General features: G+C 64.6%; 23 protein-coding genes. 14 read left to right on the top strand and 9 right to left on the bottom strand.

The genetic code is table 11. The features are described 5' to 3' along the window. Nucleotide 1: 1 nt before the first annotated feature. The 7 genes from I6F36_RS08290 (at nucleotide 2) to I6F36_RS08260 (ending at nucleotide 6,711) form a co-directional block, all read left to right on the top strand. Nucleotides 2-1,402, top strand: coding sequence for a DUF1254 domain-containing protein (locus I6F36_RS08290; protein ID WP_225146659.1), 1,401 nt, complete (start codon nucleotides 2-4; stop codon nucleotides 1,400-1,402). A gap of 15 nt (nucleotides 1,403-1,417) precedes the next feature. Continuing rightward, nucleotides 1,418-1,924 carry a hypothetical protein gene (locus I6F36_RS08285; RefSeq protein ID WP_225171266.1) on the top strand — a complete coding sequence of 169 codons (507 nt, stop codon included), beginning with the start codon at nucleotides 1,418-1,420 and terminating at the stop codon, nucleotides 1,922-1,924. Nucleotides 1,925-1,933: 9 nt separating this feature from the next. Then, nucleotides 1,934-3,454: a DUF1254 domain-containing protein gene (locus tag I6F36_RS08280; RefSeq protein ID WP_225146661.1), complete on the top strand. Its 1,521-nt coding sequence runs from the start codon at nucleotides 1,934-1,936 to the stop codon at nucleotides 3,452-3,454. An 11-nt stretch (nucleotides 3,455-3,465) separates the two neighbouring features. Continuing rightward, nucleotides 3,466-3,711 carry a DUF3302 domain-containing protein gene (locus I6F36_RS08275; RefSeq protein ID WP_225146783.1) on the top strand — a complete coding sequence of 82 codons (246 nt, stop codon included), beginning with the start codon at nucleotides 3,466-3,468 and terminating at the stop codon, nucleotides 3,709-3,711. Continuing rightward, nucleotides 3,708-4,649, top strand: coding sequence for an HlyD family secretion protein (locus I6F36_RS08270; RefSeq protein ID WP_225146662.1), 942 nt, complete (start codon nucleotides 3,708-3,710; stop codon nucleotides 4,647-4,649). Before I6F36_RS08275 ends, I6F36_RS08270 begins: the two co-directional genes overlap by 4 nt. 13 nt (nucleotides 4,650-4,662) lie before the next feature. Further along, nucleotides 4,663-5,679, top strand: coding sequence for a transporter (locus I6F36_RS08265; RefSeq protein ID WP_225146663.1), 1,017 nt, complete (start codon nucleotides 4,663-4,665; stop codon nucleotides 5,677-5,679). A gap of 66 nt (nucleotides 5,680-5,745) precedes the next feature. After that, nucleotides 5,746-6,711, top strand: coding sequence for a tripartite tricarboxylate transporter substrate-binding protein (locus tag I6F36_RS08260; RefSeq protein ID WP_036000623.1), 966 nt, complete (start codon nucleotides 5,746-5,748; stop codon nucleotides 6,709-6,711). A 133-nt stretch (nucleotides 6,712-6,844) separates the two neighbouring features. Here the strand turns inward: I6F36_RS08260 and I6F36_RS08255 are convergent, their stop codons facing one another. The 3 genes from I6F36_RS08255 to I6F36_RS08245 form a co-directional block, all read right to left on the bottom strand. After that, complete coding sequence (locus I6F36_RS08255; protein WP_225146664.1) at nucleotides 6,845-8,704, bottom strand: ABC-F family ATP-binding cassette domain-containing protein; 1,860 nt, start codon at nucleotides 8,702-8,704, stop codon at nucleotides 6,845-6,847. A gap of 46 nt (nucleotides 8,705-8,750) precedes the next feature. Next, the gene (locus I6F36_RS08250) at nucleotides 8,751-8,924 is read right to left on the bottom strand and encodes a hypothetical protein (protein ID WP_225171265.1); all 174 of its coding nucleotides are present in this window, start codon (nucleotides 8,922-8,924) and stop codon (nucleotides 8,751-8,753) included. 213 nt (nucleotides 8,925-9,137) lie between these two features. Further along, nucleotides 9,138-9,419 carry a sulfur globule protein precursor gene (locus tag I6F36_RS08245; RefSeq protein ID WP_074447892.1) on the bottom strand — a complete coding sequence of 94 codons (282 nt, stop codon included), beginning with the start codon at nucleotides 9,417-9,419 and terminating at the stop codon, nucleotides 9,138-9,140. A gap of 305 nt (nucleotides 9,420-9,724) precedes the next feature. On the opposite strand from I6F36_RS08245, the gene ndk reads away from it, so the two are divergent. The 4 genes from ndk (at nucleotide 9,725) to I6F36_RS08225 (ending at nucleotide 14,961) form a co-directional block, all read left to right on the top strand. Beyond that, nucleotides 9,725-10,147, top strand: coding sequence for a nucleoside-diphosphate kinase (gene ndk / locus I6F36_RS08240; RefSeq protein ID WP_036000620.1), 423 nt, complete (start codon nucleotides 9,725-9,727; stop codon nucleotides 10,145-10,147). Between the two features lie 41 nt (nucleotides 10,148-10,188). Beyond that, nucleotides 10,189-11,049, top strand: a complete 861-nt coding sequence (locus tag I6F36_RS08235) for a TerC family protein (RefSeq protein ID WP_109143990.1) — start codon at nucleotides 10,189-10,191, stop codon at nucleotides 11,047-11,049. 750 nt (nucleotides 11,050-11,799) lie between these two features. Next, complete coding sequence (locus I6F36_RS08230) at nucleotides 11,800-13,731, top strand: TonB-dependent siderophore receptor (RefSeq protein ID WP_225171377.1); 1,932 nt, start codon at nucleotides 11,800-11,802, stop codon at nucleotides 13,729-13,731. A gap of 105 nt (nucleotides 13,732-13,836) precedes the next feature. Next, nucleotides 13,837-14,961 carry a PepSY domain-containing protein gene (locus I6F36_RS08225; protein ID WP_225171264.1) on the top strand — a complete coding sequence of 375 codons (1,125 nt, stop codon included), beginning with the start codon at nucleotides 13,837-13,839 and terminating at the stop codon, nucleotides 14,959-14,961. Between the two features lie 4 nt (nucleotides 14,962-14,965). Here I6F36_RS08225 and ppx read toward each other — a convergent pair whose 3' ends face one another. The 4 genes from ppx to I6F36_RS08205 form a co-directional block, all read right to left on the bottom strand. After that, nucleotides 14,966-16,468 (bottom strand): exopolyphosphatase, encoded by a 1,503-nt coding sequence (gene ppx, locus I6F36_RS08220; protein WP_225114154.1) that lies wholly within the window; start codon nucleotides 16,466-16,468, stop codon nucleotides 14,966-14,968. A 15-nt stretch (nucleotides 16,469-16,483) separates the two neighbouring features. Next, entirely contained in the window at nucleotides 16,484-18,673 is a 2,190-nt protein-coding gene (locus I6F36_RS08215) for an RNA degradosome polyphosphate kinase (protein ID WP_036000566.1), read from the bottom strand. Between the two features lie 146 nt (nucleotides 18,674-18,819). Beyond that, complete coding sequence (locus tag I6F36_RS08210; RefSeq protein WP_057029312.1) at nucleotides 18,820-19,497, bottom strand: DnaA/Hda family protein; 678 nt, start codon at nucleotides 19,495-19,497, stop codon at nucleotides 18,820-18,822. Nucleotides 19,498-19,589: 92 nt separating this feature from the next. Continuing rightward, on the bottom strand, nucleotides 19,590-20,132 hold the full coding sequence (locus I6F36_RS08205; RefSeq protein WP_057028980.1) for a CDP-alcohol phosphatidyltransferase family protein: 543 nt from the start codon (nucleotides 20,130-20,132) through the stop codon (nucleotides 19,590-19,592). A gap of 156 nt (nucleotides 20,133-20,288) precedes the next feature. Between I6F36_RS08205 and purM the strand changes: the two genes are divergently transcribed. After that, on the top strand, nucleotides 20,289-21,362 hold the full coding sequence (gene purM, locus I6F36_RS08200; protein ID WP_225171263.1) for a phosphoribosylformylglycinamidine cyclo-ligase: 1,074 nt from the start codon (nucleotides 20,289-20,291) through the stop codon (nucleotides 21,360-21,362). Between the two features lie 14 nt (nucleotides 21,363-21,376). Then, the gene (purN, locus tag I6F36_RS08195) at nucleotides 21,377-22,030 is read left to right on the top strand and encodes a phosphoribosylglycinamide formyltransferase (protein WP_225171376.1); all 654 of its coding nucleotides are present in this window, start codon (nucleotides 21,377-21,379) and stop codon (nucleotides 22,028-22,030) included. A 298-nt stretch (nucleotides 22,031-22,328) separates the two neighbouring features. Here the strand turns inward: purN and I6F36_RS08190 are convergent, their stop codons facing one another. Further along, a complete protein-coding gene (locus tag I6F36_RS08190; RefSeq protein WP_027576280.1) occupies nucleotides 22,329-22,535 on the bottom strand; it encodes a cold-shock protein in 207 nt (68 codons plus the stop codon). Between the two features lie 379 nt (nucleotides 22,536-22,914). Between I6F36_RS08190 and I6F36_RS08185 the strand changes: the two genes are divergently transcribed. Next, on the top strand, nucleotides 22,915-24,081 hold the full coding sequence (locus I6F36_RS08185; RefSeq protein ID WP_225171262.1) for an autotransporter domain-containing protein: 1,167 nt from the start codon (nucleotides 22,915-22,917) through the stop codon (nucleotides 24,079-24,081). 17 nt (nucleotides 24,082-24,098) lie between these two features. Here the strand turns inward: I6F36_RS08185 and I6F36_RS08180 are convergent, their stop codons facing one another. Beyond that, the gene (locus I6F36_RS08180) at nucleotides 24,099-25,139 is read right to left on the bottom strand and encodes a LysR family transcriptional regulator (protein WP_036000552.1); all 1,041 of its coding nucleotides are present in this window, start codon (nucleotides 25,137-25,139) and stop codon (nucleotides 24,099-24,101) included. Nucleotides 25,140-25,207: the final 68 nt, after the last annotated feature.

Raw genomic sequence — 25,207 nt, 5'->3', positions numbered from 1 at the left:
AGTGAAAAAAGCCACCCTTCTCCTAGCGATGCTGATCGCAATATCAGGAGCTTGCCTTGCCCAGGCGCAGTCGCCCGGCGATCGGCTCAAGCAAAGCCGGGCCGTTGAGGCGGTGATCTGGGGCATGCCCGTCGTGAACTACGAACTGATGCGGCAGGAAATGCTGACGAAGACGAAGGCGCGGGTCGGCGAAGTCGTCTATTGGGGCCGTGCACTCGACTGGATGAACCAGACGCTGACGCCGAACCCCGACACCATCTATTTCATGACGTTCTTCGACACGCATGACGGGCCCGTCGTCATCGAAGTCCCTGCGGCCGACGGGAGCGGTTCGCTCAATGCCAACATCGTCACGATCTGGCAGATGCCGCTCGAAGACGCCGGGCTGCTCGGCATCGACAAGGGAGCAGGAGGGAAATTCGTCATTCTGCCGCCAGGCTACGCCGGCCCGTCTCCGGCAGGAACTACGCCGCTTCAGTCCGACACTTTCGAGGGATACGCCCTCATCCGCTCGAACCTGAGAAGCCATAGCGATCCGGATGTCGCGGCGGCGATCTCGTACGGCAAGAAGCTGAAGGTCTATCCTCTATCCGCGGCGGCAAATCCGCCTCCGACGGCGTTCACGGACGCGAGAGACGTCCTGTTCGATTCCACCATTCGCTTCGATTCCACGTTCTTCGAGAACCTCAACCGGGTGATGCAAAGGGACACTTGGCTGGAGCGCGATCGCGCGATGATCGACCAGCTTCGGACACTCGGCATCGAGAAGGGAAAGCCGTACAAGCCGGATGGCAAGACGCGCAACATCCTCGATGCAGCGGCTGTCGAGGCCAAGGCGTGGCTCGATGCACGCTATGAAGCGGGCTGGGAAGTCTTCTATCCCGGCACTAACTGGCGCCCTGGTGGAGTGCCGGAACTCGCGAAGGCCATGTCCGCGCGCTATGCCGAGCTGGACTCCTATCCGCTGGATTGGCGCGGTATGATCTATACGCTCGGCTATATCGGTATCAAAAGGCTTGGCGTCGGCCAATTCTACCTGCTGACACCGAAGTCGAAGGATGGGCAGAGCCTGGACGGCGCCAACACCTACAGGCTGACTGTGCCGGCGAACGTCCCGATCGACCAATACTGGTCGGTCACGGTTTATGACCGGCAGACGCACGCGCTGGTCAGGAATATGCACCGCGCCAGCCGCGCTTCCAACAGCGCCGAAGTGCAGAAGAATTCGGACGGTTCGATCGACATCTATTTCGGTCCCAAAGCGCCGTCTGGCAAAGAATCGAATTGGGTGCCGACCGATCCCGAACGCGAATTCGAACTGATGTTCCGCGCGTATGGACCGAGACAGGAGTTCTTCCAAAAGAAGTGGGCGCTACCCGACGTCGTGAAGTTCGCGGGCTGAAAGGGAAATTCTAATATGACGATGGGTGCGCGGTTCGCCAAATGGGGGCTCGGTTTCTTCGTCTTTGGTCTATTCCTCACCTTCGGCATCATCGGCCACTACTGCGTAGGCGCCAGCGCCGACGCAGGTGAACTGTTCAGGCGCAATGTCACGCTTTGGTGGGCGTGCCCGTGGACGCTCTCCGTGGCGATCGTGCAGGGTGGTGGCCTCGGGATGGTCGCGCTCGGCTTGACGTTGCTGCTGAGCACGGGTCGCGCAAACGGCAGGTCGGCAGGCGATGGTCTTGCGTTCTGGCTCTGCATTATCGGCCTGCTCGGCGTGTTCGCTGTCGGCTATCCCGGCTACTTCGCCTTCAACAAGATCTGGCCGAACTTCTACTACGTGCCGAACATCACGGGAAAGAACGCCTGGCTGTTCGGGCAGACCTTCTTCTTCGCAGTCTACTTCACCGGCGTGATCCTGGCGTTCAACACAGTTCGTCACGCTCTCGATGACATTCCTCGCCAACGCTTCGGCACCTAGGAGTCCGATATGGGGACGGGAATCGGATCCTCCTTCAGTCGGCGGAACGTTTTGCTCGCCGGAGCCACTCTCGCCGCGGCAGGCGGCATCGGGCAGGCTCCAGTGTTCGCAAACGCCCAGACCGCGCCGCTTAGCCCGCAGCCACTTCCGCCTTCGCCGAATTGGGCACGCTCGCTTCCGACAGGTCCCGACACCCGCATCAAGATGACGATCGAGTACGCAAAGCTTGTGGCCCGCGACGCCTATTTCTGGGCGTGGCCGCTGGTCAACATCTACAATCGCCGGCTCGCATTCAAGGACTTGCCCGAGATAGTCCTGTCGGGGCCGGCGCCGATTGCGCCGCTGAACCGGTTCGGCATGCTCACCGATTACATCGAGCCGGAAGAAAGGCTGGTTGCCTGCCCGAACCAGGACGTCGTCTATGGGGCGGGCGCGCTTGCGCTGGATCTCTCGCCGGTGGTGATCCAGGTGCCAGATTTCGGCGATCGATTCTGGGTCTACCAGGTCGTCGACCTTCGCACCGACAGTTTCGTGCAGCTTGGAAAGATGTATGGGACGACAGCGGGCTTCTACCTGCTCGTCGGCCCAAATTGGCGGGGAGAGGCTCCTAAGGGCATCACGCGCGTATTCCGCTCATCCACCAGCACTGGGTTCGTCGGCCCGCGCATTTTCCAGGACGATGCGCCCGAGGACAAGAAGGCCGTCCAGTCGGTGCTGCGCCAGGTGATGATGTATCCGCTCGCCGAGTTCGACGGAACGATGAAGAGCACCGAGTGGAGCAGGCTCAAGCGTGTGCCGGCAGGTGCAACGGGCGAAACCGAGTCGAGGTGGGTGTTTCCGGAGAAGTTCTTCGATCAGCTTGCGGACGTGCTCGCGGATGCGCCCGCTTTGCCTGGCGAGGAATCCCGCTACGCCCAGATGCACGCGTTGCTCGAAGCCCTGAAAGCCAATCCGGCATGGAAGGAGCCGTTGATGAAAATGGTGGCGGAAGTCGAGGACCAGGTCATCAATCCCCTCTTCGAGTTCCGCAACTGGGGCCGGCAGCTCCCGCATCACTGGAGCACAATCGTCAACGAGTCGGCCTTCGGCACGGATTACTTCACGCGGACGGCGACTGCGAAATCCAACATCCTGGTCAACGCGCCGAACGAGACCAAATATTTTTATCAGGATCTGGATGCTGACGGTGGGCGGCTGAACGGGGCCAATCGTTATATGGTCACGTTCGGGAAGGACGAGACCCCGCCCGTGAACGGCTTCTGGTCCCTGACGCTCTACAACGAGCATCACTTCTTCGCCCCCAACGAGCTGCGCCGCTATTCGCTTGGCACGAAGAACAGGGGCTTGAAAGCGGCTTCCGACGGCTCCTTGACGATCTACGTCCAGGCGGAACCGCCGCCGGAGCCGAACCGTGCCAATTGGCTGCCGGCGCCCAAGGGAGATTTCTCGCTCTACATCAGGGCGTACTGGCCCAAGGCACCGATATTGGACGGGTCATGGACCCCGCCGCAGGTGAAGAAAGTGACCTGAAGGTGCAGCTCATGAGCGGCCTCGATGTCCTTGCCTGGATCGTGCTCGCCATTCTGCTGGCGGTGCTCGTCCTCGTCATTTGGTTGGTGGGGTCGATGCCGGGCCATGTCGCCAGACGGCGTAGACATCCGTGGGCCGAAGCGGTGGGTGTCGCCGGCTGGATTACGCTGATCTTCGGCTTCGCCCTGTGGCCGATTGCGATGATCTGGGCGTATGTCGACGTTCCCGCCAAAGGCACGGCGGAGCCCCGGCCATGATGATCGCGCTCATGGCGCTTTATCTGGCGCTGCTGTTCTCGCTGGTATGGCTCGGCGTCATCCGCTTCAACACTTTCTGGAAGACTTCGCCTCTGATCGTGCTTCTGCTCCTCAACATTGGGCTCTTCATCCCCATGGGCTGGGGCGCGCCGCAAGGCAAGGCGCTGGTCTACCGCAATGCCGTCTCGATCGTTCCTGACGTCGCCGGCGAGGTCGTGGATGTACCGGTCGCGCCGAACAGGCCGCTGAAAGAGGGCGACGTTCTCTTCCGGATCGACCCGACGCCCTACGATGCGCAGGTGAAGGCGATCGAGGCGCAGCTCAAGCTGTCGAGCACCCGCCTGAGCCAGATGACCTCGCTGTACGAACGGGACGCCGGCCGCGGGTTCGACGTAGAGCAGCGGCAGTCCGAAGTCGATCAGTTGAAGGCCCAGTTGCAGAACGCGCAGTGGAATTTGGACAAGACTGTCGTCCGCGCAGCCGCGGAGGGTTACGTGACGAACGTGGCGCTCAGGAAGGGCGCCCGCGTCGGAAACCTGTCGGTCTCGCCCGCGATGGCGTTCATCGATACCTCCGCGACCCATGTCGCGGTCGAGATCGACCAGATCGACGCCCGCTACGTTGCCCCCGGCCAGGACGTCCAGATCGCCTTCAAGTTCGCTCCGGGGCGGATCTTCACCGGCAAGGTCGAAAGCATCCTCCAGGCGGTTGCGACCGGACAGACGCAGGTCTCGGGCCAGGCCATCATGCCCAAGGCGATCGAGACGGTGCCCTTCGTCGTTCGTGTGACACTCGACGACGGCGAGACAGCGAAGACTTTGCCGGCGGGCTCTACGGGTATTGCCGCCGTCTTCACCGACCGCGTGAGGGTCAGCCACGTCATCCGCCGAGTGCTGCTGCGGCAGATCGCAATCCTCAACTACGTCGTTCCGTTCTGAAGTGGAGGGCACCATGAGAACAAAGGCATCATTCGCGGCTGTGGTGACCCTCGGATGGGCGATCATTTCGCTTCCATCCCAAGCCCGGGCTGACGCCGGCGGTGTCGGCTTCTGGCTGCCGGGCATCTTCGGCAGCCTCGCCGCCGCGCCGACGGTGCCGGGCTGGGCCTATGCTTCGATCTATCTGCACCTGCAGGCCGATGCGGGAGCCACCAAGAATTTCGTTACGAGCGGCGGAGCCAGCGGTTCCGTCGTCACCGGGCTGAACGCGCATGGCGATGCGCTCGCCATCGGCATCACCTACGTCTCACCGACTCCCGTGCTTGGCGGGCAAGCCGCGATCTCGTTGATCACTGCGCCCGGCAATGTCGGTGTCGGCATCGACGCCACGCTGACCGGCCCCGCCGGGAATGTCATTTCAGGGGGCAGAAGCGACAATCGGACCACGCTCTCGGATGTGTTCTACCAAGGCACGCTGAAATGGAATCAGGGCGTCCACAACGAGATGGTCTACATCACCAGCAATATCCCGAGCGGCACCTACGATCCGACCCGGCTCGCGAATCTCAATCTCGGCTTTGTCGCCTGGGATGCAGGAGCCGGCTACACCTACTTCGACCCGAAGACCGGCCATGAATTCTCGGTCGTCGGCGGACTGACCTACAGCCTGCCCAATCCGTATCTGCAGTACCAGAACGGCATCGACTTCCACGTGGACTGGGCGGCGTCACAATTTCTGGGCAAGCACTTTCAGATTGGCGTAGCCGGCTACTTCTACCAGCAGATCACCGATGATTCCGGTCCCGGCGCCAAGCTCGGAGGCTTTCGGGGCCGCGCGATCGGTATCGGACCGCAGGTCGGTTTCATCATTCCGATGTCTGACGGCTACCAGGGATATCTGAACATCAAGGGCTACAAGGACGTGGAGGTCGAGAACCGCGCAAGCACTTGGGGCACATGGGTGACGTTCGCGGTTTCGGCGGCGCCACCAGAGCCGGCCTCGACAAAAACAGCGGCTCGCAAGCGCTGACCGTAATCCTTTGCCGCGCGCCCCGGAATGCGCTTTGATGGCGCAAACAACAATCCGGAGGAAACTATGCGGTTCATTGCCCTTGTATCGGCGCTTCTTCTGCCGCTCGGTGCGGCATTCGCGCAGGACTATCCGACCCGGCCCATCACCATGCTGGTCCCGTTCGCTGCGGGCGGGCCGACCGACACTATCGCGCGGTTGACTGCGGCGGGCATGGCGAAATCCCTGGGACAGCAGGTCATCGTCGAGAATGCGACCGGTGCCGGCGGCACCATCGGCACGACCCGCGCCGCGCGCGCCCAGCCGGACGGCTACACGCTGCTGATCCATCACGTCGGCATCTCGACCGCGGCGACGCTCTACCGCAACCTCAGCTACGACACCAAGACGGCCTTTGCGCCGATCGGGCTCGTGACCAACGCGCCGATGACCATCATTGCGCGGCCCGATTTCCCGGCCAACACGCTCAAGGAGCTCGTCGCCTACGCCCAGCAGCAGGGCGACAAGCTGACCTACGCCAACGCCGGCCTGGGTGCGGCCTCCCATCTGTGCGGCATGCTGTTCATGACCGCGATCCAGAAGCAGCTCACCACGGTGCCCTACAAGGGCAACGGCCCGATCATGAACGACCTGCTCGGCAAGCAGATCGATCTCACCTGCGACCAGGCGACCAACACCACCGGGCCGATCACGGCCAAGCAGGTCAAGGCCTACGCGATCACCACCAAGGAGCGGCTGAAGAGCCTGCCCGATCTGCCGACGGCCGACGAGGCCGGCCTGAAGGGTTTCGAGCTCGGTGTCTGGCACGGCATCTATGCGCCCAAGGGCACGCCGCCGGCGGTCGTTCAGAAGCTGACGGCGGCGCTGCAGACCGCGCTCAAGGATCCCGCGCTGATCGCCCGGTTCAACGACATCAACACCGAGCCGGTCCCGCAGGACAAGGCGACACCGGAGGCGTTGGGCGCGATGCTGACCAGCGAGATCGACCGCTGGGCGCCGATCATCAAGGCCGCCGGGCAATACGCGGATTGAGCTATTGCGTCCCGCCGGGCTTGAAGGCCGAGCGGGCAAAAAGCAGCTTGTTCAAAGGCTCGCTTGCCGGTGCCATAGTGCCGGTACTGTGCATGGGGTTGTTTTGCACGTTTGGTTGGAGCGCGGAGGAGCGCTAGCCCGCCGACTCGTCGAACTGCGCGCTCGCCTCGAGCCATTGCTCCTCGGCGCGCGCCAGCGCGTCGGCGGCATTGGCACGCGCCTTGGACAGCTGCGCCGCCTGCTTGGGATCGCGCGTGAAAATGTCGGGCAGGGCCAGCGCCGTGTCGATCTTGGCGATGATCTCGCTCACGCGGGCGATCTCGGCCTCGGCTTCGGCGATGCGCTTCTTCAGCGAGCCGCGATTGTCCGCTTTCGGCCGCTGCGGCTTCTCAGGCGGCGCACTGCGCTCGCGCGGGGCTTCCGCGTTGCGCGTGGACAGCACCAGGCGGCGATACTCGTCGAGGTCGCCGTCGTAATTGGTCACGGTGCGATCGGCCACGATCCACAGCCGATCGGCGCAGGCCTCGATCAGGTAGCGATCGTGCGAGACCATGATCACCGCGCCGGGAAACTCGTTGATCGCTTCTGCAAGCGCGCCGCGGCTGTCGATGTCGAGATGGTTGGTCGGCTCGTCCAGGATGATCATGTTGGGGCCGAAGAAGGTCGCAAGGCCCAGGAGAAGGCGCGCCTTCTCGCCTCCTGACAATTTGCCGGCCTTGGTATCGGCCGCCTTGCCGGAGAAGCCGATCGCGCCGGCGCGGGCGCGCACCTTGGCTTCGGGCGCATCGCCCATCAGCTTGCGGACGTGGTCGTAGGCGGAGGCGTCCTCGTTGAGCTCATCGAGCTGGTGCTGCGCGAAATAGGCGATCGACAGCTTGTCCGCGCGCGTCACCTTGCCCGAGAACGGCGCGAGCCGTCCGGCGAGCAGTTTCACCAGCGTCGACTTGCCGTTGCCGTTGGCGCCCAGCAGCGCGATGCGGTCGTCGTTGTCGATGCGCAAGGTGACGCGGCCCAGCACCGGGCTCGCCGGGTCGTAGCCGACCGAGGCGTTGTCGACGGCGATGATCGGCGGCGACAAGATCTTCTCCGGTGCCGGGAAGCTGATCTCGCGCACGTCCTCGGTGACCAGCGCCGTGATCGGCTTCAGCCGCTCCAGCATCTTGACGCGAGACTGTGCCTGCCGGGCTTTCGAGGCCTTGGCCTTGAAGCGATCGACGAAGGACTGCAGGCGGGCGCGCTCGGCCTCCTGGCGCTTGACCGCCTTGGCGTCGAGCAGCTCGCGCGCGGCGCGCTGCTCCTCGAAAGAGGAGTAGCTGCCCTTGTAGAGCGTGAGCTTGCCGCGCTCGAGGTGCAGGATCTGGTCGACCGAGCTTTCCAGGAGGTCGCGGTCGTGGCTGATCACGATCACCGTGCGCGGATAATGCGCAAGGTGATCCTCCAGCCACAGCGTGCCTTCGAGGTCGAGATAATTGGTGGGCTCGTCGAGCAGCAGCAGGTCGGGCGCCGCGAACAGCGTTGCCGCGAGCGCAACGCGCATGCGCCAGCCACCGGAGAACTCGGCGCAGGGGCGGAGCTGATCAGCGGCGGAGAAGCCGAGGCCGGAGAGAATCGCAGCCGCGCGGCTCGGCGCCGAATGGGCGTCGATGTCGACGAGGCGGGTCTGGATCTCCGCGATGCGGTGCGGGTCGGTGGCGTGCTCGGCTTCGTTCAGCAGCGCGTCGCGCTCGAGGTCGGCCTTGAGCACGACCGAGATCAGGCTTTCGGGGCCGTTCGGCGCTTCCTGCGCGAGGCTGCCGATGCGCCAGCGCGGCGGCAGGGTCACCGAGCCGTGCTCGGCCGCGAGCTCGCCGCGGATCACCTTGAACAGCGTCGACTTGCCGGTGCCGTTGCGTCCGACCAGGCCGACGCGCGATCCGGGCGTGATCTGCACGGAACTCTGGTCGATCAGAAGGCGTCCGGCGAGGCGGATGGAGAGGTCGGTGATGGCGAGCATGCGGCCTTGTCACCGCAAGGCGCGGCGAACGCAACTCGTTTTTGCGTTAGTGCGTCTCGCGTTCGCGCCGCTGCAGCTCGTTCAGGAGCTGCTCGAGATGGGTCGGAAGGCGCGGCTCGGGCCGGAGGCTCTGCTGCAGCCGTTCGCCCACGGCATCGGAAATCGAGCGGCTGGTGCGCCGGTCGATCTGTTCGCTGTCATTGGCAAAAAGCCCAGCCATCGCAAGGTTCCGTGTTCTCGAAGTAAAGACACGGTACCAAGTCATTGCCGGCGAAATGGTTTCGCTGGCTGTGGGGAAAGCCGGGTATTCTCGTAAAAATTGTATGAGCGGCGCTTTGTACGCTCAAGGCAAAGCCCCGGCGAGGGGGGCGCCGGGGCTTCTCTTGGAAGGTACCTGGGGGGCTTAGGTAGCCTTCGGAAGGTGCTGACGGATTCAGTAGCAGCGGTTGATTAGCCGCCAGCGGGGTCCCCAGGGGGTCGGGACCAGCCGGCGCACATAGCAGCCGCCATAACCGTAGGAGACGGGACCGCCAGCGTAGAAGCGCGGTCCGCCCCAGCCATGGCCGTGGTGATGGCCGTGGTGATGGTGCGCGTGCCCGTGGTGCCGGCCACCGCCATGCCCGCCGCCTTGCCAATGAGCGGAGGCCGAGGTCGGCGCCAGCGCAGCTCCCAGCGCGACCGCGGCGACGGCGGCAAGCGAAAGTTTCCTCAACATGGTTATCTCCTGAAGACTGCCAGCGCGGGGCTATCGCGCCGATGGAAAGGCCGCCGAAACGGTCCGCCTGAGGTCAGGCTTCGGTTTCGATGGGCCCAACCTTACGCCGGGGAAGCTGAACCGGATCCTGACGGCGGTTTCAGATTGGGTTCATCTGGGTGAAATTGTTGTCATCCAGCGGATCGGGAGCCATCCCCTCGCGGAAACCGCCTATGAGGCTGTTCCGCGGTCGCTTGCCGTCCGGCGAAGGCGCCGATATAAGCCCCGCAACCCCGAACCCCCGCTTTCTCCCCAAGGACAAGATCATGGCCATCGAACGCACTTTCTCGATCATCAAGCCCGACGCGACCGAGCGTAATCTGACCGGCGCAGTCAACGCCGTGATCGAGAAGGCGGGCCTGCGCATTGTCGCGCAGAAGCGCATCCGCATGACCAAGGAGCAGGCAGAGACCTTCTATGCCGTCCACAAGGCGCGCCCCTTCTTCGGCGAGCTCGTCGAATTCATGACCTCCGGCCCGGTCGTGGTTCAGGTCCTGGAAGGCGAGGGCGCGATCGCCAAGTACCGCGAGGTGATGGGCGCGACCGATCCGTCCAAGGCTGCCGAGGGCACCGTGCGTAAGCTCTACGCCAAGTCGATCGGCGAGAACTCGGTGCACGGTTCGGATGCGCCGGAGACCGCCGCGATCGAGATCGCGCAGTTCTTCTCGGGTAACGAGATCGTCGGCTGATCTGGTCCGCAGGTTAGAGGCGACGCGCGAAGGGACTCATTGTGGACTGGCTCTGGCAGATCTTCGATCCCGCTACGATCGGGAGCTTCTTTACCCAGTTCCGCAACGAGATGGCCGCACCGACTTTCTGGATCGCGGTCGGCAAGATCATCTGGATCAACATCCTGCTCTCCGGCGACAACGCGCTGGTGATTGCGCTCGCGTGCCGCGGTCTGTCGCCGCGGCATCGGCTCTGGGGCATGATCTTCGGCGCCGGCGCAGCGGTGATGCTCCGGATCATCTTCACCGGCATCGTCGCCACCCTGATGGAGCTGCCGTACCTCAAGCTGGTCGGCGGCCTCGCGCTGATCGTGATCGCGGCAAAGCTCCTGGTGCCGGAGAACGAGGACGAGAACGACGTCGACGCTGCCGCGCATCTGTGGCACGCCATCCAGATCGTCGTGGTGGCCGACATCGTCATGAGTCTCGATAACGTCATTGCTGTCGCTGCCGCGGCCAATGGCAGCGTGCCGCTGCTGATCCTCGGCCTTACCATCAGCGTGCCGCTGATCGTCGCCGGCGCCGCGCTGATCATGGCACTGCTCACAAAGCTCCCGGTGCTGGTCTGGGCCGGTGCGGCGCTGCTCGGCTGGATCGCGGGCGAGGTGATGGCGACCGATCCCGGGGTCACGCCGCGGCTGCATGCGCTGTTCGAGGGGCCGTTCGGCGCCTCGCTGGACGGCGTGCTCGGCGCCCTTCGCGTTCCCCCGCAATTCGGCCATGGCGGGGCCGGCGGTGAGTATTTCTGTGCTGTGATCGGAGTCGTCGTCGTGCTGGTGGTCGGCACCATCTGGCGCCGGCGCAGTCTCACCGCGGCTGCCCTCGAATCCTCCGAACGGCACGCCAAGGCCTCCACGGAGTGACGTTGAAGCGCTGATCGGTGCGGCCGCCCCTCCAGCGATGAGAGGCGTCCACATCACTGAGGCGCTTCCCGCGTTGGCAGGACGCGAGCGATCACCGGCCACGGGTTCGGCCGAATCCTCCCATCATTGCATTCGTATGACCGGCGCGCATCACGCTTCGCGAAAGCTCGCGTCGCGCGCGCGTGCGCGCGGGCGTTGCGTGGAGAGTGGTCGTTCGCAACCCTCACGCGATTTAGACCTTGTCTTATTATAAACTACTAAGATTCAAGGGTGCTTTCGTTGACTCGACGAGGGTTCCCACGGCACCTCGCCCCGACGTTCATGTTCATGAAATCGGAAGGTGCGATGTCGTCGAAAGTGTTTTGTCGTCCTGTTGCCGTTCTTGCCGCTCGCATCAAGACGCTTCTGACGTGCGCCAGCCCGAGAGCCTTCACGGTTTCCGTGCTCTCCATTGCCTTGTGCAGCGACGGCGTCCTGCACGGCAGCAGCGCGCAGAGCGCTGCGCCCCAGGCCGCGGGGGGAGGCACGTTGCCGGCGGTGACCGTCACCGCAGACGCGCCGAAGCCGCGCGCGCGTCCACGAGCCAATCCAGTCAGGAGGGCGGGCCGCGGCGCGCCCGCGAACGAGCGGGCTAAATTGCAGGCGGAAGCGACCCCGACGGCTGCGAGGCCCGGTGCACTGCCGCGGACTTACGCAGGCGGGCAGGTGGCACGTGGAGGCCAGGTCGGTTTGCTCGGCAACAAGGATTTTATGGATACGCCCTTCAACATCACAAGCTACACGGCGAAGAAGATCGAAGATCAACAGGCCGTCACCGTCGCCGACGTCGTCAGCAACGATCCCTCGGTCCGTTTCACCGGCCAGACCGGCGGCATTCTCGATTCCTTCTTCATCCGCGGCTTTCCGATCGGGGAAGGCAATGTCGGGGAAATCGCCTTCCACGGCGTCTATGGCGTTGCACCGAACTACCGCGTGTTCACCGATTACGTCGAGCGCATCGAGATCGTCAAAGGCCCGACCGCGCTGCTCTACGGGATGGCGCCGAACAGCAGTGTCGGCGGCACCATCAACATCGTTCCGAAGCGTGCCGGGGATGTCGATCTCACGCGGGTCACGACTGACTACGCGTCAAACACCCAGCTCGGCACGCATCTCGACGTCAGCCGGCGGTTCGGCGAGAACCGCGAATTCGGCATTCGCGTCAATGGCAGCTATCACAACGGCGATACGCCGTTGGACAATCAGTCCCGCGAGGCGCATGTCGGCTCCGCAGCGTTCGATTATCGCGGCGAGAAGTTCAGGGCCTCGCTCGATTTCATCGATCAGGAGGAAAAGTTCGACGCGCCGACGAGACCGTTCCTGGTCGCAACCGGCGTCGCCGTTCCGACCGCGCCGGTCGGACGGCGCAACGTCACGCAATCCTGGGAATTTGCCAAGGTTCACGACAACTCGCTTCTGGCGCGCGCCGAATACGACGTGACTGACGCAGTGACGGTGTTCGCCAATGTCGGCGGCGGCAGGACCCAGGTCGACCGTCTGTTCGGGACGCCGACGATCCTGAACGCGGCTGGCAACACCACATCGACGCCGGGACGGGCGAAATTCGACATCGAGAGGAACGTGGCCGACGCCGGCGTGCGGGCCCGGATCGAGACCGGCGCGATCAGCCATGCCGTGAGCTTGCAGGGCAGCTACTACATGGACGAGGTTGCGCGCGGCTTGGTGAACGGCACGCCGGTGCTGTCCAACATCTATGCGCCGATCGCCCGTCCCCAGCAGTTCGTTGCGGCTCCCGCGACCGTGCCGCGGCTGTCGGACACCGAGCTGACCGGCATTGCGCTGGCCGACACCATGTCGGTTCTCCAGGAGCGGCTTCAGCTGACGGTCGGCGTCAGGCAGCAGGGCGTCAGGTCGAACAACTACAACACCACCACGGGCGCCGTGAGCTCGGCCTACGACCAGACGGCGTTCACACCGATGGTCGGCGTGGTCGTCAAGCCCTGGAGCAACGTTTCGCTCTACGCCAACTATATCGAAGGGCTCAGCAAGGGCGATACCGCACCGACGACGGCGGCGAATCAAGGCGAGGTCCTTGCGCCGTATCTGAGCAAGCAGAAGGAAGCAGGCGTCAAGGTCGATTTCGGCACGCTCGCGACCACGATCAGCCTGTTCGAGATCACCAAGCCGTCGGGGCAGACGGGTGCCGGCAACGTCTTCCGGGCTGATCAGGAGCAGCGCAATCGCGGCGTGGAATTCACGGTGTTCGGAGAAGTGCAACCGGGCATTCGCGTTCTTGGCGGCGTGACATTGATCGACGCGGATCTGACGAAGACGAACACGCTGGCCAATCTCGGCAAGACGCCGATCGGAGTGCCCGAGGTGCAGGCCAATCTGTCCGCCGAATGGGACACCCCGTTCGCACCGGGGCTGACATTGGTCGCCAACACCATCTATACCGGGCACCAATATCTGAATGGGGCAAACACGCAGGTTGTTCCGGCCTGGACGAGGCTCGATCTGGGCGCGCGCTACACCACGCGCATCAACAACCGGCCAGTGACGGTTCGGGCCCTGGTCCAGAATGTGTTCGACACCAACTACTGGGCTGGCGTCGCGAGCTTCTCTGCGCTAGCGCAAGGCTCGCCCCGAACCCTGCTCTTGTCGATGTCGACCGACTTCTGAGCTTTGGCCTCCTCGGGCCGGCTGCGGCGCAGACGACGGGTGCTCTGAATGGACCAAACAATCAGGGCACCATGTCGAGGCGGCTCGGCGCCCGCCCGATCCAGGATGATGCCCGGACGCGTGCAGCACGCGCTGCTGTGGGCGCACCGTTGGTTCGGATTGATCGGCGGCATCGTCGTGGTGCTGATCGGCCTGACTGGAAGCTTCATCGTCTTCTACCGGGAGATCGATGTCGCCCTGAATCCGGCGCTCTATGCGCCCGCCGGTCGGGAGCAGAGCGTCACGTTAGCGGAGGTGATGCACGCCGCCGCGGCAGCGGATCCCGCGCCGATCGCGACGATCCTGGCGCCAGACCGGACCTGGCCAGTCTGGATCGTGATCCATTCGCACGAGACCACGCCAGGCAGCTACCCGAACCGGTGGACGACCATGGTCGATCCTTCCAACGGCAAGGTGCTCGGGCGGCGTGACTACGCCAACGCGTTCGCGCTCAAGGTTTACCGTCTCCATTTCACGCTGCTGCTCTACGAGTTCTGGGGCAAGGAACTGGTCGGCGTGGCCGGGTTCGTGCTGCTCGGCTTGGCGGTCTCGGGTCTCTTCCTTTGGTGGCCGAAGCCGGGGCGATTTTGGCGATCGATCTCGGTGCGCAAGAACGTCTCGCTGCTTCGATTTGTTCTGGACCTTCACGGTGCGGCAGGCTTTTGGGCGCTGGCCGTGCTCTTGTTGATCTCGATCACCGGCGTCGGCATCGTTTTTCCCGACCTGGTGCGGCCCATCGTCGGCCTCGTGTCGCAGCCGACGCCTGATCGCTCGCCGCGAGTCGAAATGCCGCCTCCGGCAGGGACGCCGGTGCTCTCACCTGACGCGATCATGCGACGCGCGCAAGAGGTCAAGCCCGGTGCGACGGTCGCCATGCTCAATCCGCCGACCGCAACGCGCAACACCTGGCGGGTGCAATTCCGTCCTGATGGAGCTGATCCCGCGGTGCGGTCGCGTGGAGCGATCTGGCTCGATCCGTGGAGCGGCGCTGTGGTGCACGACCGCACGCCGGGCACCATGTCGATGGGGGACCGCTATCTGGCCGAGCAGCTCTGGCTCCACAATGGCGCGACGTTCGGATTCGCAGGACGCCTGCTGGTGTTCGCGGCCGGCTTCGCACCGCTAGTCCTCTTCGTCAGCGGCGCGCTGATGTGGCTCAAGAGACGGCCCGGGAGGATGAGGCCCGGCTGAGAGGTCAGCGCCTGACGATTGAACCGGCGCGGCCAACCAGGCGGGCGAGCTGACGGAAGCGGCTGCCGACGCGGTCCGCGACGAGGTCGCCGAGCCGGTGCTCGAACACCAGCATCAATTTGCGGCCCTGGCTGCGGAAATGCGTGGCTGGCAGGACGCCGGGACGTGCGGCCGAGATCAGATGCGCGACGCGGAACGCAGCGCCCAGGAGGCGCGCGCGTTCGAGCTGGGCCGGCGTCAGCAGCTCCTGCATGGTGACCGGCGGCTGGTTTTCCTCGCTGAGGCCGGCATAGCGATAGAACACCGACAGGCCGACGAAGGCGCGTTCGGTGTGGGTGATCGCGCCGAAATTGCCGTTGACGACGAGGCTGAGCGTCTGCTCGCCGCGATGATCGGGATGCACGCGCCAGCCGATGTCGGAGAGCAGGCACGCGGTGTGGCGGAGGCGGCGGTCCACTTCCGTCTCGCGCAGCTTGACGACGCGCACCAAGCGGTCGGTCCAGGCAATCAGCTCGCGCGCGTGCCTGGCCGAACGCGACAGCAGCTGGTTCAGCTCCTCCGCCGCGCAGATCAGCCCGTCCTTGTTGCGTTCGGTCTCGGGCAGCTTCTCGTGCAGCAGGCCCTCGCGCACGCCGAAGGTGGAGAACACGATGTTCTTTGGCTTCGCGACGCGGATGATGTGCTCGAGCACCAGCGCCGCATAGGTGAGGAGAGGGCGCCGCGCATCGGCGACGATCTCGATGTCAGCAAGCATGTCGGCGGCGGCGAGGCGCCGCAGGCGGCGCGAGAAGTCGAGCGCCTCGGCAGCCGGAATGGAATAGCCGTGCATCACCTGGAGCGGATAGCCGCTCTGGATGATGTGGATGCGCGCGAGCGCGCGCCAGGTGCCGCCGACGGCATAGAAGGTGCGACCGCGGCCGGCAGTGAGTAACTGGACCCCGTCGATCTCCTCGCGCACGATGCGATCGGCGCGCTTGAGCGATTTGTGGGCGAGGTCCTGCAGTGCGAGGCCGCCGAGCGGCAGCGTCACGCCGCTGCGTACGGCGTTCCTGCGCACGTCGATCAGCTCGAGCGAGCCGCCGCCGAGGTCGCCGACGATGCCGTCTGGATGGTGGATGCCGGAGATCACGCCGAGCGCGGACAGTCGTGCTTCGCGCGAGCCCGACAGGATCTCGATCTTCACCGCGCAGATCCGCTCGGCCCTGGCGATGAAATCGGGGCCGTTGGAGGCGTCGCGGCATGCGGCGGTCGCGATCGCGAACACGCGTCCGACCTTCATCACCCGGCACAGCGCGCGAAACCGTTTCAGCGAGGTCAGCGCCTTGTCGATGGCGTCGGGCGCGAGCAGGCCCGTGCTCTGCACCTCGCGCCCGAGGCCGCACAGCGTCTTCTCGTTGAAGATCGGGATCAGGCTGCGCGCCAGCGCCTCGTAGACGACGAGGCGGACCGAGTTGGAGCCTATGTCGATAACCGCGACACTCGAGCCGCGCTTGCGCGGCCGCTTCACGTCGCAAATCCCCGATCAGGATTGATGACGTTCGTTCCGGCGCGTGAGACGACGCGGCGAGGATTCCTTGAGCGACTTTCCACGGCCAGACAGACTCGGATTCGTCATGAAGTAGTTGTGGACGTTGAAAGGCTCCTCGCCCTTCGCGGTCTTCATACGCGTTGAAGACCCATCCGGCAACAACTGCCAGCTCTGCTCATTGTCCTTCAGGTTCGCGACCATGATCTGTTCGAGAACCTGCTGATGCACCGTCGGATTTTGCAGCGGACACAGCACCTCGACGCGGCGGTCGAGGTTGCGCGGCATCATGTCGGCGGACGAGATATACACAGCCGCTTTCGCGCTCGGCAGTCCCTGGCCCATGCCGAAGCAGTAGATTCGGCCATGTTCCAGGAAGCGGCCGATGATCGACTTGACGCGGATGTTCTCCGACAGACCGGGAATGCCGGGCCTGAGGCAGCAGATGCCGCGCACCACGAGCTCGACCTGGACACCGGCCTGCGAGGCCTCGTAGAGCGCGTCGATGATATCAGGATCGACCAGCGCGTTCATCTTCATCCAGACCGCGCCGGGACGGCCATGCCGCGCATGTGCGGTCTCGCCCTGGATGTGCTCGATGATGCGCTTGCGCAAGGTCAGCGGCGACACCGCCATCTTTTCCAGATCGCTCGGCGCGGCATAGCCGGTGATGAAATTGAACACGCGCGCGGCATCGCGGCCGATCGTCGGGTCCGAGGTGAAGTAGGAGAGGTCGGTGTAGATGCGCGCGGTGACCGGGTGATAATTGCCGGTGCCGGTATGGACGTAAGTCGTCAGGCTGCCGCCCTCGCGGCGCACCACCATCGAGAGCTTCGCGTGCGTCTTCAATTCGAGGAAGCCGTAGACGACCTGCACGCCGGCGCGTTCGAGATCGCGTGCCCAGCGGATGTTGGCTTCTTCGTCGAACCGCGCTTTCAGCTCGATCAGCGCGGTGACTGATTTGCCGGCCTCGGCCGCTTCGGCCAGCGCGCGCACGATCGGTGAATTGTTGGAGGTGCGGTAGAGCGTCTGCTTGATCGCAACGACGTCGGGGTCGCGCGTGGCCTGCTGCAGGAATTGCACGACGACGTCGAACGACTCGTAGGGATGGTGGACGATCAGGTCCTTCTGCCGGATCGCGGCGAAGATGTCGCCGCCATGCTCGCGCACGCGTTCGGGGTGGCGCGGCACGTAAGGGGTGAATTCGAGGTCGGGCCGGTCGAGGCGGGTGAGCTGCGAGAGCTCGTTCATCGCCTGCACGCCGTCGACCAGGAAGATCTCGTCGTCGGCGGCGGAGAGCGCGTGCTGCACGAAGCTGCGCAGCTGCTCCGGCATCTTGGCGTCGATCTCGAGCCGGATCACCGATCCGCGGCGGCGGCGCTTCAGCGCGGTCTCGAACAGGCGGACGAGATCTTCGGCCTCCTCCTCGATTTCGAGCTCGGAGTCGCGGATGATCCGGAAGGCGCCTTGGCCGTGCAGATTGTAGCCGGGGAACAGGCGGTTGATGAACAGGGCGGTGGCCTGCTCCAGCGAGATCAGGCGCACCGTGCCATCCGCCGGCAGGCGGATGAAGCGGTCGATCTTGCCGGGCATGCGGATCAGCGCGTTCATCTGCTTGCCGTCAGCGGCGCGCGTGAGCTGCAGTGCGATGGTGAAGCCGAGGCTCGGAATGAACGGGAAGGGGTGGGCCGGATCGATCGCCAGCGGGGTCAGGAGAGGGAACACGTTGTGGAGGAAGTAGTCCTCGATCCAGGTTCGTTCCGCCTTTGTGACGTCCTTGCCGTCGACCAGCACGATGCCGACCTCGGCCAACGTGGCGCGCAGGTCGCGCCAGATCGCCTGCTGGTCGGAGGCGAGCTGGGAGACGGTGCGGTTGATCAGCGCCAGCTGCTCGGACGGCGTCAGGCCGTCGGGGCTGCGCTCGGCGATGCCCTCGCGGACCTGGGCCTTGATGCCGGCGACGCGAACCATGAAGAACTCGTCGAGGTTATTGGCCGAAATCGACAGGAATCGCACCCGCTCCAGCACGGGGTGGCTCGGGTTGACCGATTCCTCCAGGACGCGGCGGTTGAAATGCAGCCAGGACAGCTCGCGATTGATGAACCGCTCGGGACTGGACGCGATCGCCGGAAGGCTCTCGGTTTCCGGGGCTTTCTCTTTCGTTTCAACAGCTTGCGCAGAGTCCATCAGAAGTCGGTCCATCCAGTTCACCCCAATTGCGACTCAAGCGCAAAAATCGGCGGGAGCATGTGTTAGAGCGATGACGTTTCGATGACATTGATGTTCCGCCCCCGCGCCGCGTCAAGCGGACTTCGGGGAGGCCCGCGAGCCTGTCAGGCGTCCCGGAGCAGCTCAGCGGCCAGCGCCCGGGTGACGGGACGGCCGAGCCGTAGGGCTTCGCTGTCGAGCAGCTCGACGGCCCGCCGGGCGGCAGCCGAGGACCGCTCCAGGCGCGTCGCGAGGTAGCCGACCACGCTCTCGTCCACATTGAGCTGGCGGTCGGCGCAGAACTTGACGATGAGGCCGCGGAACAGCTGGTCGTCGGGAGGCAGCAGCGTGACCGCCGGAACGGCCCGCAGGCGCGAGCGCAGGTCGCGAAGCTCGATCGGAAGCGCGGCCGGCGCCTCGCGGCCGGTGAACAGGACGTAGGCGCCGTCCTCGCGGGCGAGGTTCATCAGGTGAAACAGGGCACGCTCGTCGAAGTCCCCAGCCTTGAGATCCTCGACCACCAGCGCGCCGGTGGCGAGCGCGCCGGGCACGTCCATTGCGGTCAGCGCATTGGCGGTGGTCGAGCGGGCGCCGGCTTCCTCGGCCCAGATCGCGGCGAGATGGCTCTTGCCGCTTCCTTCCGGGCCCGCCAGCCACATGATCCGGTTCGGCCATTCCGGCCAGCCGTCGATGAGGCCTAGACCGGCCGCATTGGCGGGGCCTTCGAGGAAGTTGTCCCGGCTGAGGCTCTCCGCATGCGGAAGCGCAAACGCCAATTGTCGGGGATGAACGCGGCCTGCCACGCTTGCTCTGCTCCATGCCGGCGCGCCGGCCCGCTTGTAGAGATTCGACTTGATGGTGCGGGACTTGGCCTTTTGCTGGGCTGCTTCCCCGCTCATTTGGCCTCGATCGTGCTCATGTGCCGCAGCCACTCGACGAGATAGAGCGACACGGAGGAGAGCGTGAAGACCGTGACGAGACCCATCAGGATGACATCATAAGGCGCGGGCTTGAAGCCGAAGGCAAGCGCCGCCAGCACCAAAGCTGCGAATGCCACTTGTGCCACCGTGTTGAGCTTGGAGACTTTCGACGGCTTCATCTCGACCGGCCGGTCGAACAACCAGGACACGATCACGGCGGCGACAATCATGATGTCGCGCGAGACCACCAGGATCACGATCCAGCGCGGGATCGCGCCCCAGATGCCGAGCGCCATGTAGATCGAGACCAGCAGCGCCTTGTCGGCGAGCGGATCGAGCAGGGCGCCGAGCTCGCTCGTCATGTTGAAGCGCTTGGCCAAAAAGCCGTCCACGGCATCGCTGATGCCGGCGATCAGGAAGACGGCGAACGCCACCTCCATTTGGCTCGACACGATGGCCCAGACGATGATCGGGACCAGCATGATGCGGCCCAAGGTAATGATATTCGGAATACTCACGAAAGCGCTTCCCGGCACCGGTTCTGACCTCAAATCCGGCCCGTTGCAGGCTGAACCGGTTGATATGTCTACATAGTATAGCGGGGAGCGCCATGCGAGCCATTGCGCGTCCCCGGAATTCAACGTAACCAGCCGCAAACCCACTGGAAATCGGGCATGACCGACCGCAAAAACGGCCTCACTTACGCCGATTCAGGCGTCGATATCGACGCGGGCAACCGCCTGGTCGACCTGATCAAGCCGATGGTGCGCGCCACCGCGCGGCCGGGCGCCGATGCCGAGATCGGCGGCTTCGGCGGCCTGTTCGACCTCAAGGCGGCCGGCTTCAAGGATCCGGTCCTCGTGGCCGCGACCGACGGTGTCGGCACCAAGGTCAAGATCGCGATCGAGACCGGCCTGCATGGCGGCATCGGCATCGACCTCGTCGCCATGAGCGTCAACGACCTCGTGGTCCAGGGCGCCGAGCCGCTGTTTTTCCTGGACTATTTCGCCTGCGGCAAGCTCGATCCGGAGGCCACGGCCGCCATCGTCGCGGGCGTTGCGGAGGGATGCCGCGAATCCGGCTGCGCTTTGATCGGCGGGGAGACTGCCGAAATGCCCGGCCTCTACAAGGACGGCGACTACGATCTCGGCGGCTTTGCCGTCGGCGCCGCCGAGCGCGGTACGTTGTTGCCGCGCAAGGACATCGCCGCGGGCGATGCCGTGATCGGTCTCGCTTCGTCCGGCGTGCATTCCAACGGCTTCTCGCTGGTCCGCAAGATCGTCGAGCAGTCGGACCTCGGCTTCGAGGCGCAGGCGCCGTTCGCGCCGGTGATGACGCTCGGCGGCGCGCTGCTGACGCCGACCAGGCTCTACGTCAAATCCTGCCTGCGCGCGATCCGCGAGACCGGGGCGGTGAAGGGGCTCGCCCACATCACCGGCGGCGGCTTCACCGACAACATCCCGCGCGTGCTGCCGAAGCATCTCGGTGTCGGCATCGACCTGGCACGCCTGCCGGTGCTGCCGGTGTTCAAATGGCTGGCGGCCCAAGCCGGCATCGCCGAGCTGGAAATGCTGCGCACCTTCAATTGCGGCATCGGCATGATCGCGATCGTCGAGCCCGACAAGGTCGACAAGGTCGTCGAAGTCTTCACCGACGCAGGCGAGACCGTGGCGCAGCTCGGCACCGTGATTCCGGGCGAGGGCGAGCACCGCGTCGTCTATAACGGCCACCTCGACATGGCGCTATAATGACTGGCGCCGTGATGAAGCGCCGCGTCGCCATCCTGATTTCCGGGCGCGGCTCCAACATGGCTGCGCTGATCAGGGCAGCCGCCGCCGCGGATTTCCCGGCGGAGATCTCGCTCGTCATCTCGAACAAGGCGGATGCGCCCGGCCTCGAACGCGCCCGGGCGAGCGGCGTGACCACCGAGGTGATCGAAAGCAAGCCGTTCGGCAAGGACCGCGCCGGCTTCGAGACGGTGCTGCAGGCCGCGCTCGACAAGCACGGCATCGAGCTGATTTGTCTCGGCGGCTTCATGCGCCTGTTCACGGCCGAGTTCACCAAGGCCTGGTACGGGCGGATGCTCAACATCCATCCCTCGCTGCTGCCATCGTTCCCCGGCCTCGACCCGCACGGCCAGGCCCTGCGCGCCGGCGTCAAGCTCTCCGGCGCGACGGTGCACTTCGTCATTCCCGAGACCGATGCCGGCCCGATCGTGATGCAGGGCGCGGTTCCCGTCAGCGACCACGACACCGCGGAGACGCTGTCGGAGCGCATCCTCGAGGTCGAGCACCACATCTATCCCGAGGCGCTGCGGCTGCTCGCGACCGGCAAGGTCCGCATCGAGGGCGATGTCTGCAAGACGGCGGGAAGCGCAGCGTCGGAGAATTTTCTGGTTGCGCCGGTGGTGAGTTAGACAGTCGGGACTCAAGAGCCGTAGAGCAGTCGATCGACCAGTCTGCCGACTTGCCGGGGGTGATCGAACACACCCGCGAATGCCTCGTCGGGAAGGTCCGAGCCGAAAACATCGAACGGCGTGAGTGCCTTCTCGTCGCACGACGAAGCTGGGCGTTGGAGTTCGTCGGCCGTCGTCTCTGGTCGATTGGTGGTGATATTCGTTTCTCCAGCTACGCGCTGTTTTGCTGCAGCTCGAAACAAAATCCCCCGGCAGAGCCGGGGGCAACGTCATGATCGCTCGCATGCCGCGAGAGACATCAGGAAACCTTGAGGTTCTCCGCGGATGATTTGCCGCGGTTCTCCACGAGGTCGAATTCAACCACCTGATTCTCGTTGAGGGTAGAGAGTCCGGCACGCTCGACGGCGGAGATGTGGACGAACACGTCCTTGTCGCTGCCATTCGGCTTGATGAACCCATAGCCCTTTGTCGGGTTGAACCATTTGACGGTGCCCTTTTGCGGCATCGCTCGTCTCCTCCACTAGATATAAAAACGACGCGGCCGCTTTTTCGCGTGCCACGCCACAAACGGGCTCCCGGAAGTCTGTTCGAGTCTTGAGGCGCAATGTCGCGAAACGCACAGCAAACGGCCAATTCCGATTGTGACCGATATTGCAACATGAAATTCGCCGGCTAGCAAGCCGCGCGCGGATTTCAAGACCAAGCCGGGTGCCTTCAAGCGCAATTTGCGACCTGTGGCAGCAGAACCACAATCGGTGCAATAGCCTCGGCCGTTATGCGCCAACCGGTTGACCCTTCGTGGCAGTTCGGCCCAAATCGCCGCAAGCGCCGCAGACCGTGTTGCATTTTTGCGCGCTGCCACTTCGCTTTCGGGATTCATCGTCATGCGCTGCGCCGCGCAGCTCTCCGGGACACGGCAGACGATCGGGCTCACCCGCGTCCGCCGGATCGCGGCTGCGCTTGCGATGGCGTTTGCCTTGGTCGTGACGATGGCGGCCGTGAGCCCCGGCTTCGCGCAAAGCACGCCCACACCGACCCCGACGCCCACGCCGACACCCACGCCGTCACCGACCCCGATTCCGTCGCCGACCTCGACCAATCAAAATCAGTCAGCCGGCAACAGCATGCTCAATTTCGGCTCAGGCTTTCTGGAGCGGCTCGGCAACCAGGCTTCGGGCGGCGTCAGCCGGGCGTTCCGCACCAATCCGGGCGGCGGCGGCGCCTCGGTGGCTGCGGAAGATCCGCGCTACCGCACCTGGTTCGAGGGCTATGGCCTGTCGGTTCGCACCGAAGCGCAAGGCGACTTCGTCGGCGACAAGCGCAAGACCTTCGGCGGCGTTGCCGGCTTTGGCGCGCGGCTCGCACCCGGCGTCAACATCGGATTCTCCGTCGACCACAGCCACACCGACATCGACGTGCCGCTGGCGCTGCAATCCGCAACCCTCGATCTCACCCAGCTCGGCTTCAGCGGCTCAATCGACAAGGGCCCGTGGACCTGGGCCTTTGCCGTGGTGCACGGCTTCGGCAAGGTCCATTCCAGCCGCGATACCGGCCTTGGCCTTGCGACCGCGCGCTATCGCGCCGCCGTGGACGGCGCGCTGACCGAGATCAGCTATTACTGGACCAAGGACGAGATGCGCATCGTGCCCAAGGGCGCGCTGGAATATGTGCGTGCCACCAGCGCCGCGTTCCAGGAGACCGGCGGGCTCGATCCGCTCAACGTCGGCTCGTCGGCGCTCTCGCGCGCGCGCATCATGCTCGGGGCCGAGGTCGGCCGCTATTTCATCATTGACCAGAAGATCCTGGACCTCTCGGCCTACGGCAAGTTCGTCGACAATTTCCACCAGGACCTCGGATCCATCCAGGTCAGTCTGGGCGCCCAAAACATCATCGTCCCCGGCATCGGCGAGAGCCGTTACGGCGCGGATGCCGGCGCCTCGGCTTCGCTCAGCCTGACCAACGTGGCGAGGCTCTACGTCAATTACGACGGCAAATTTCGCAACGAGCTCACCTCGCACCAGGGCACGCTCGGCTTCGAATACAAATGGTGAGCTGACGCTCGCCTGCGTTAAGTCGGCGCCGTCGCCACGTATCCCGCCAGGCCAAAGCCCTCGCGCGCCGCCGTCATCATCGGCACCAGCGCGTTCGGATGGATGAACTCGTCGCGGAAGCAGGGATAGGTCCTGGCATCGAAGATCTTCTTCAGCCAGTCGACCACGATCTTGTGCCGCTCGGAGCTGCGGAACTCCTTGTGATAGGTGAGCCAGAGATCGGCGTGATGGCTGACGCCGAGATCGACCGCAACGAGCGGCGCACCGAGCGCGATCGATACCGTCGGCAGGAAGCCGATGCCGGCGCCGCGCTCCACCGCGTAGAGCACGCCCACCGACGAATTGGTCTTGATCCCGACGATGCCTTCGAGCGACTTCAGCCCGAGCACGCGGGCATAGGCGCCGTCGTCGACCTGCGGCGCGCTCTGCTTGATGATGCGGTGATTGTTCAGTTCGGCGAGCGTTGCCGGCACGCCGTAGAGGCTTTCATACTCCTTGGAGACGAAGGGATAGATGTGGAGGCGGCCGAGCTTGGCGACGATCAGATCGGGATTGGTCGGCGGCTCGAGCTGGATCGCGATATCGGATTCGAGCCGCGCGACGTCGGCCTGCTCCATCGCGCAGCGCAGATCGACCGTGATCTTGCGGTACGTCTTCTGGAAGTCGATCAGCCGCGGCAGGATCCAGAAATTGCCGGGGCCTTCCGTCACCGCGACGCGAACGGTGCCCGAGGTGTCGTTCGAGGACCGCGCCGCGCGGCGGAAGACGTTGAAGGCATGACGCTCCATATGCGTGACGTCGGCGATCATCGCGGCGCCTTCATCGCTGAGCGTCAGCCCGCTCTGGTCGCGCAGGAACAGCTTGCACCCAATGCTCTCCTCGAGCCGGTCGATGCGGCGCATCAGCGTGGTGGAGGTGAGGCCGAGCTCTTCGGCGGCATTCCGAAAACTTTTAAATTTTGCGCACGCTAAAAACAGCTTCAAATCATCCCAGGACGCGCCCAGGGCTTCTTCACGGTGCTGCATCATCGCAGCACCCCGGTGCAATAACTGCTGCATACTCCTGATCCCCAACCGCTAAGCTCGTCGTAGCGGGGCATGAAAGCCTCGAACGATAGAGGCGCGAC

The organism is Bradyrhizobium sp. BRP19 (genome assembly GCF_020194195.1).
Taxonomy (GTDB): domain Bacteria; phylum Pseudomonadota; class Alphaproteobacteria; order Rhizobiales; family Xanthobacteraceae; genus Bradyrhizobium; species Bradyrhizobium yuanmingense.
This window is presented reverse-complemented; position numbering and strand designations above follow the sequence as displayed.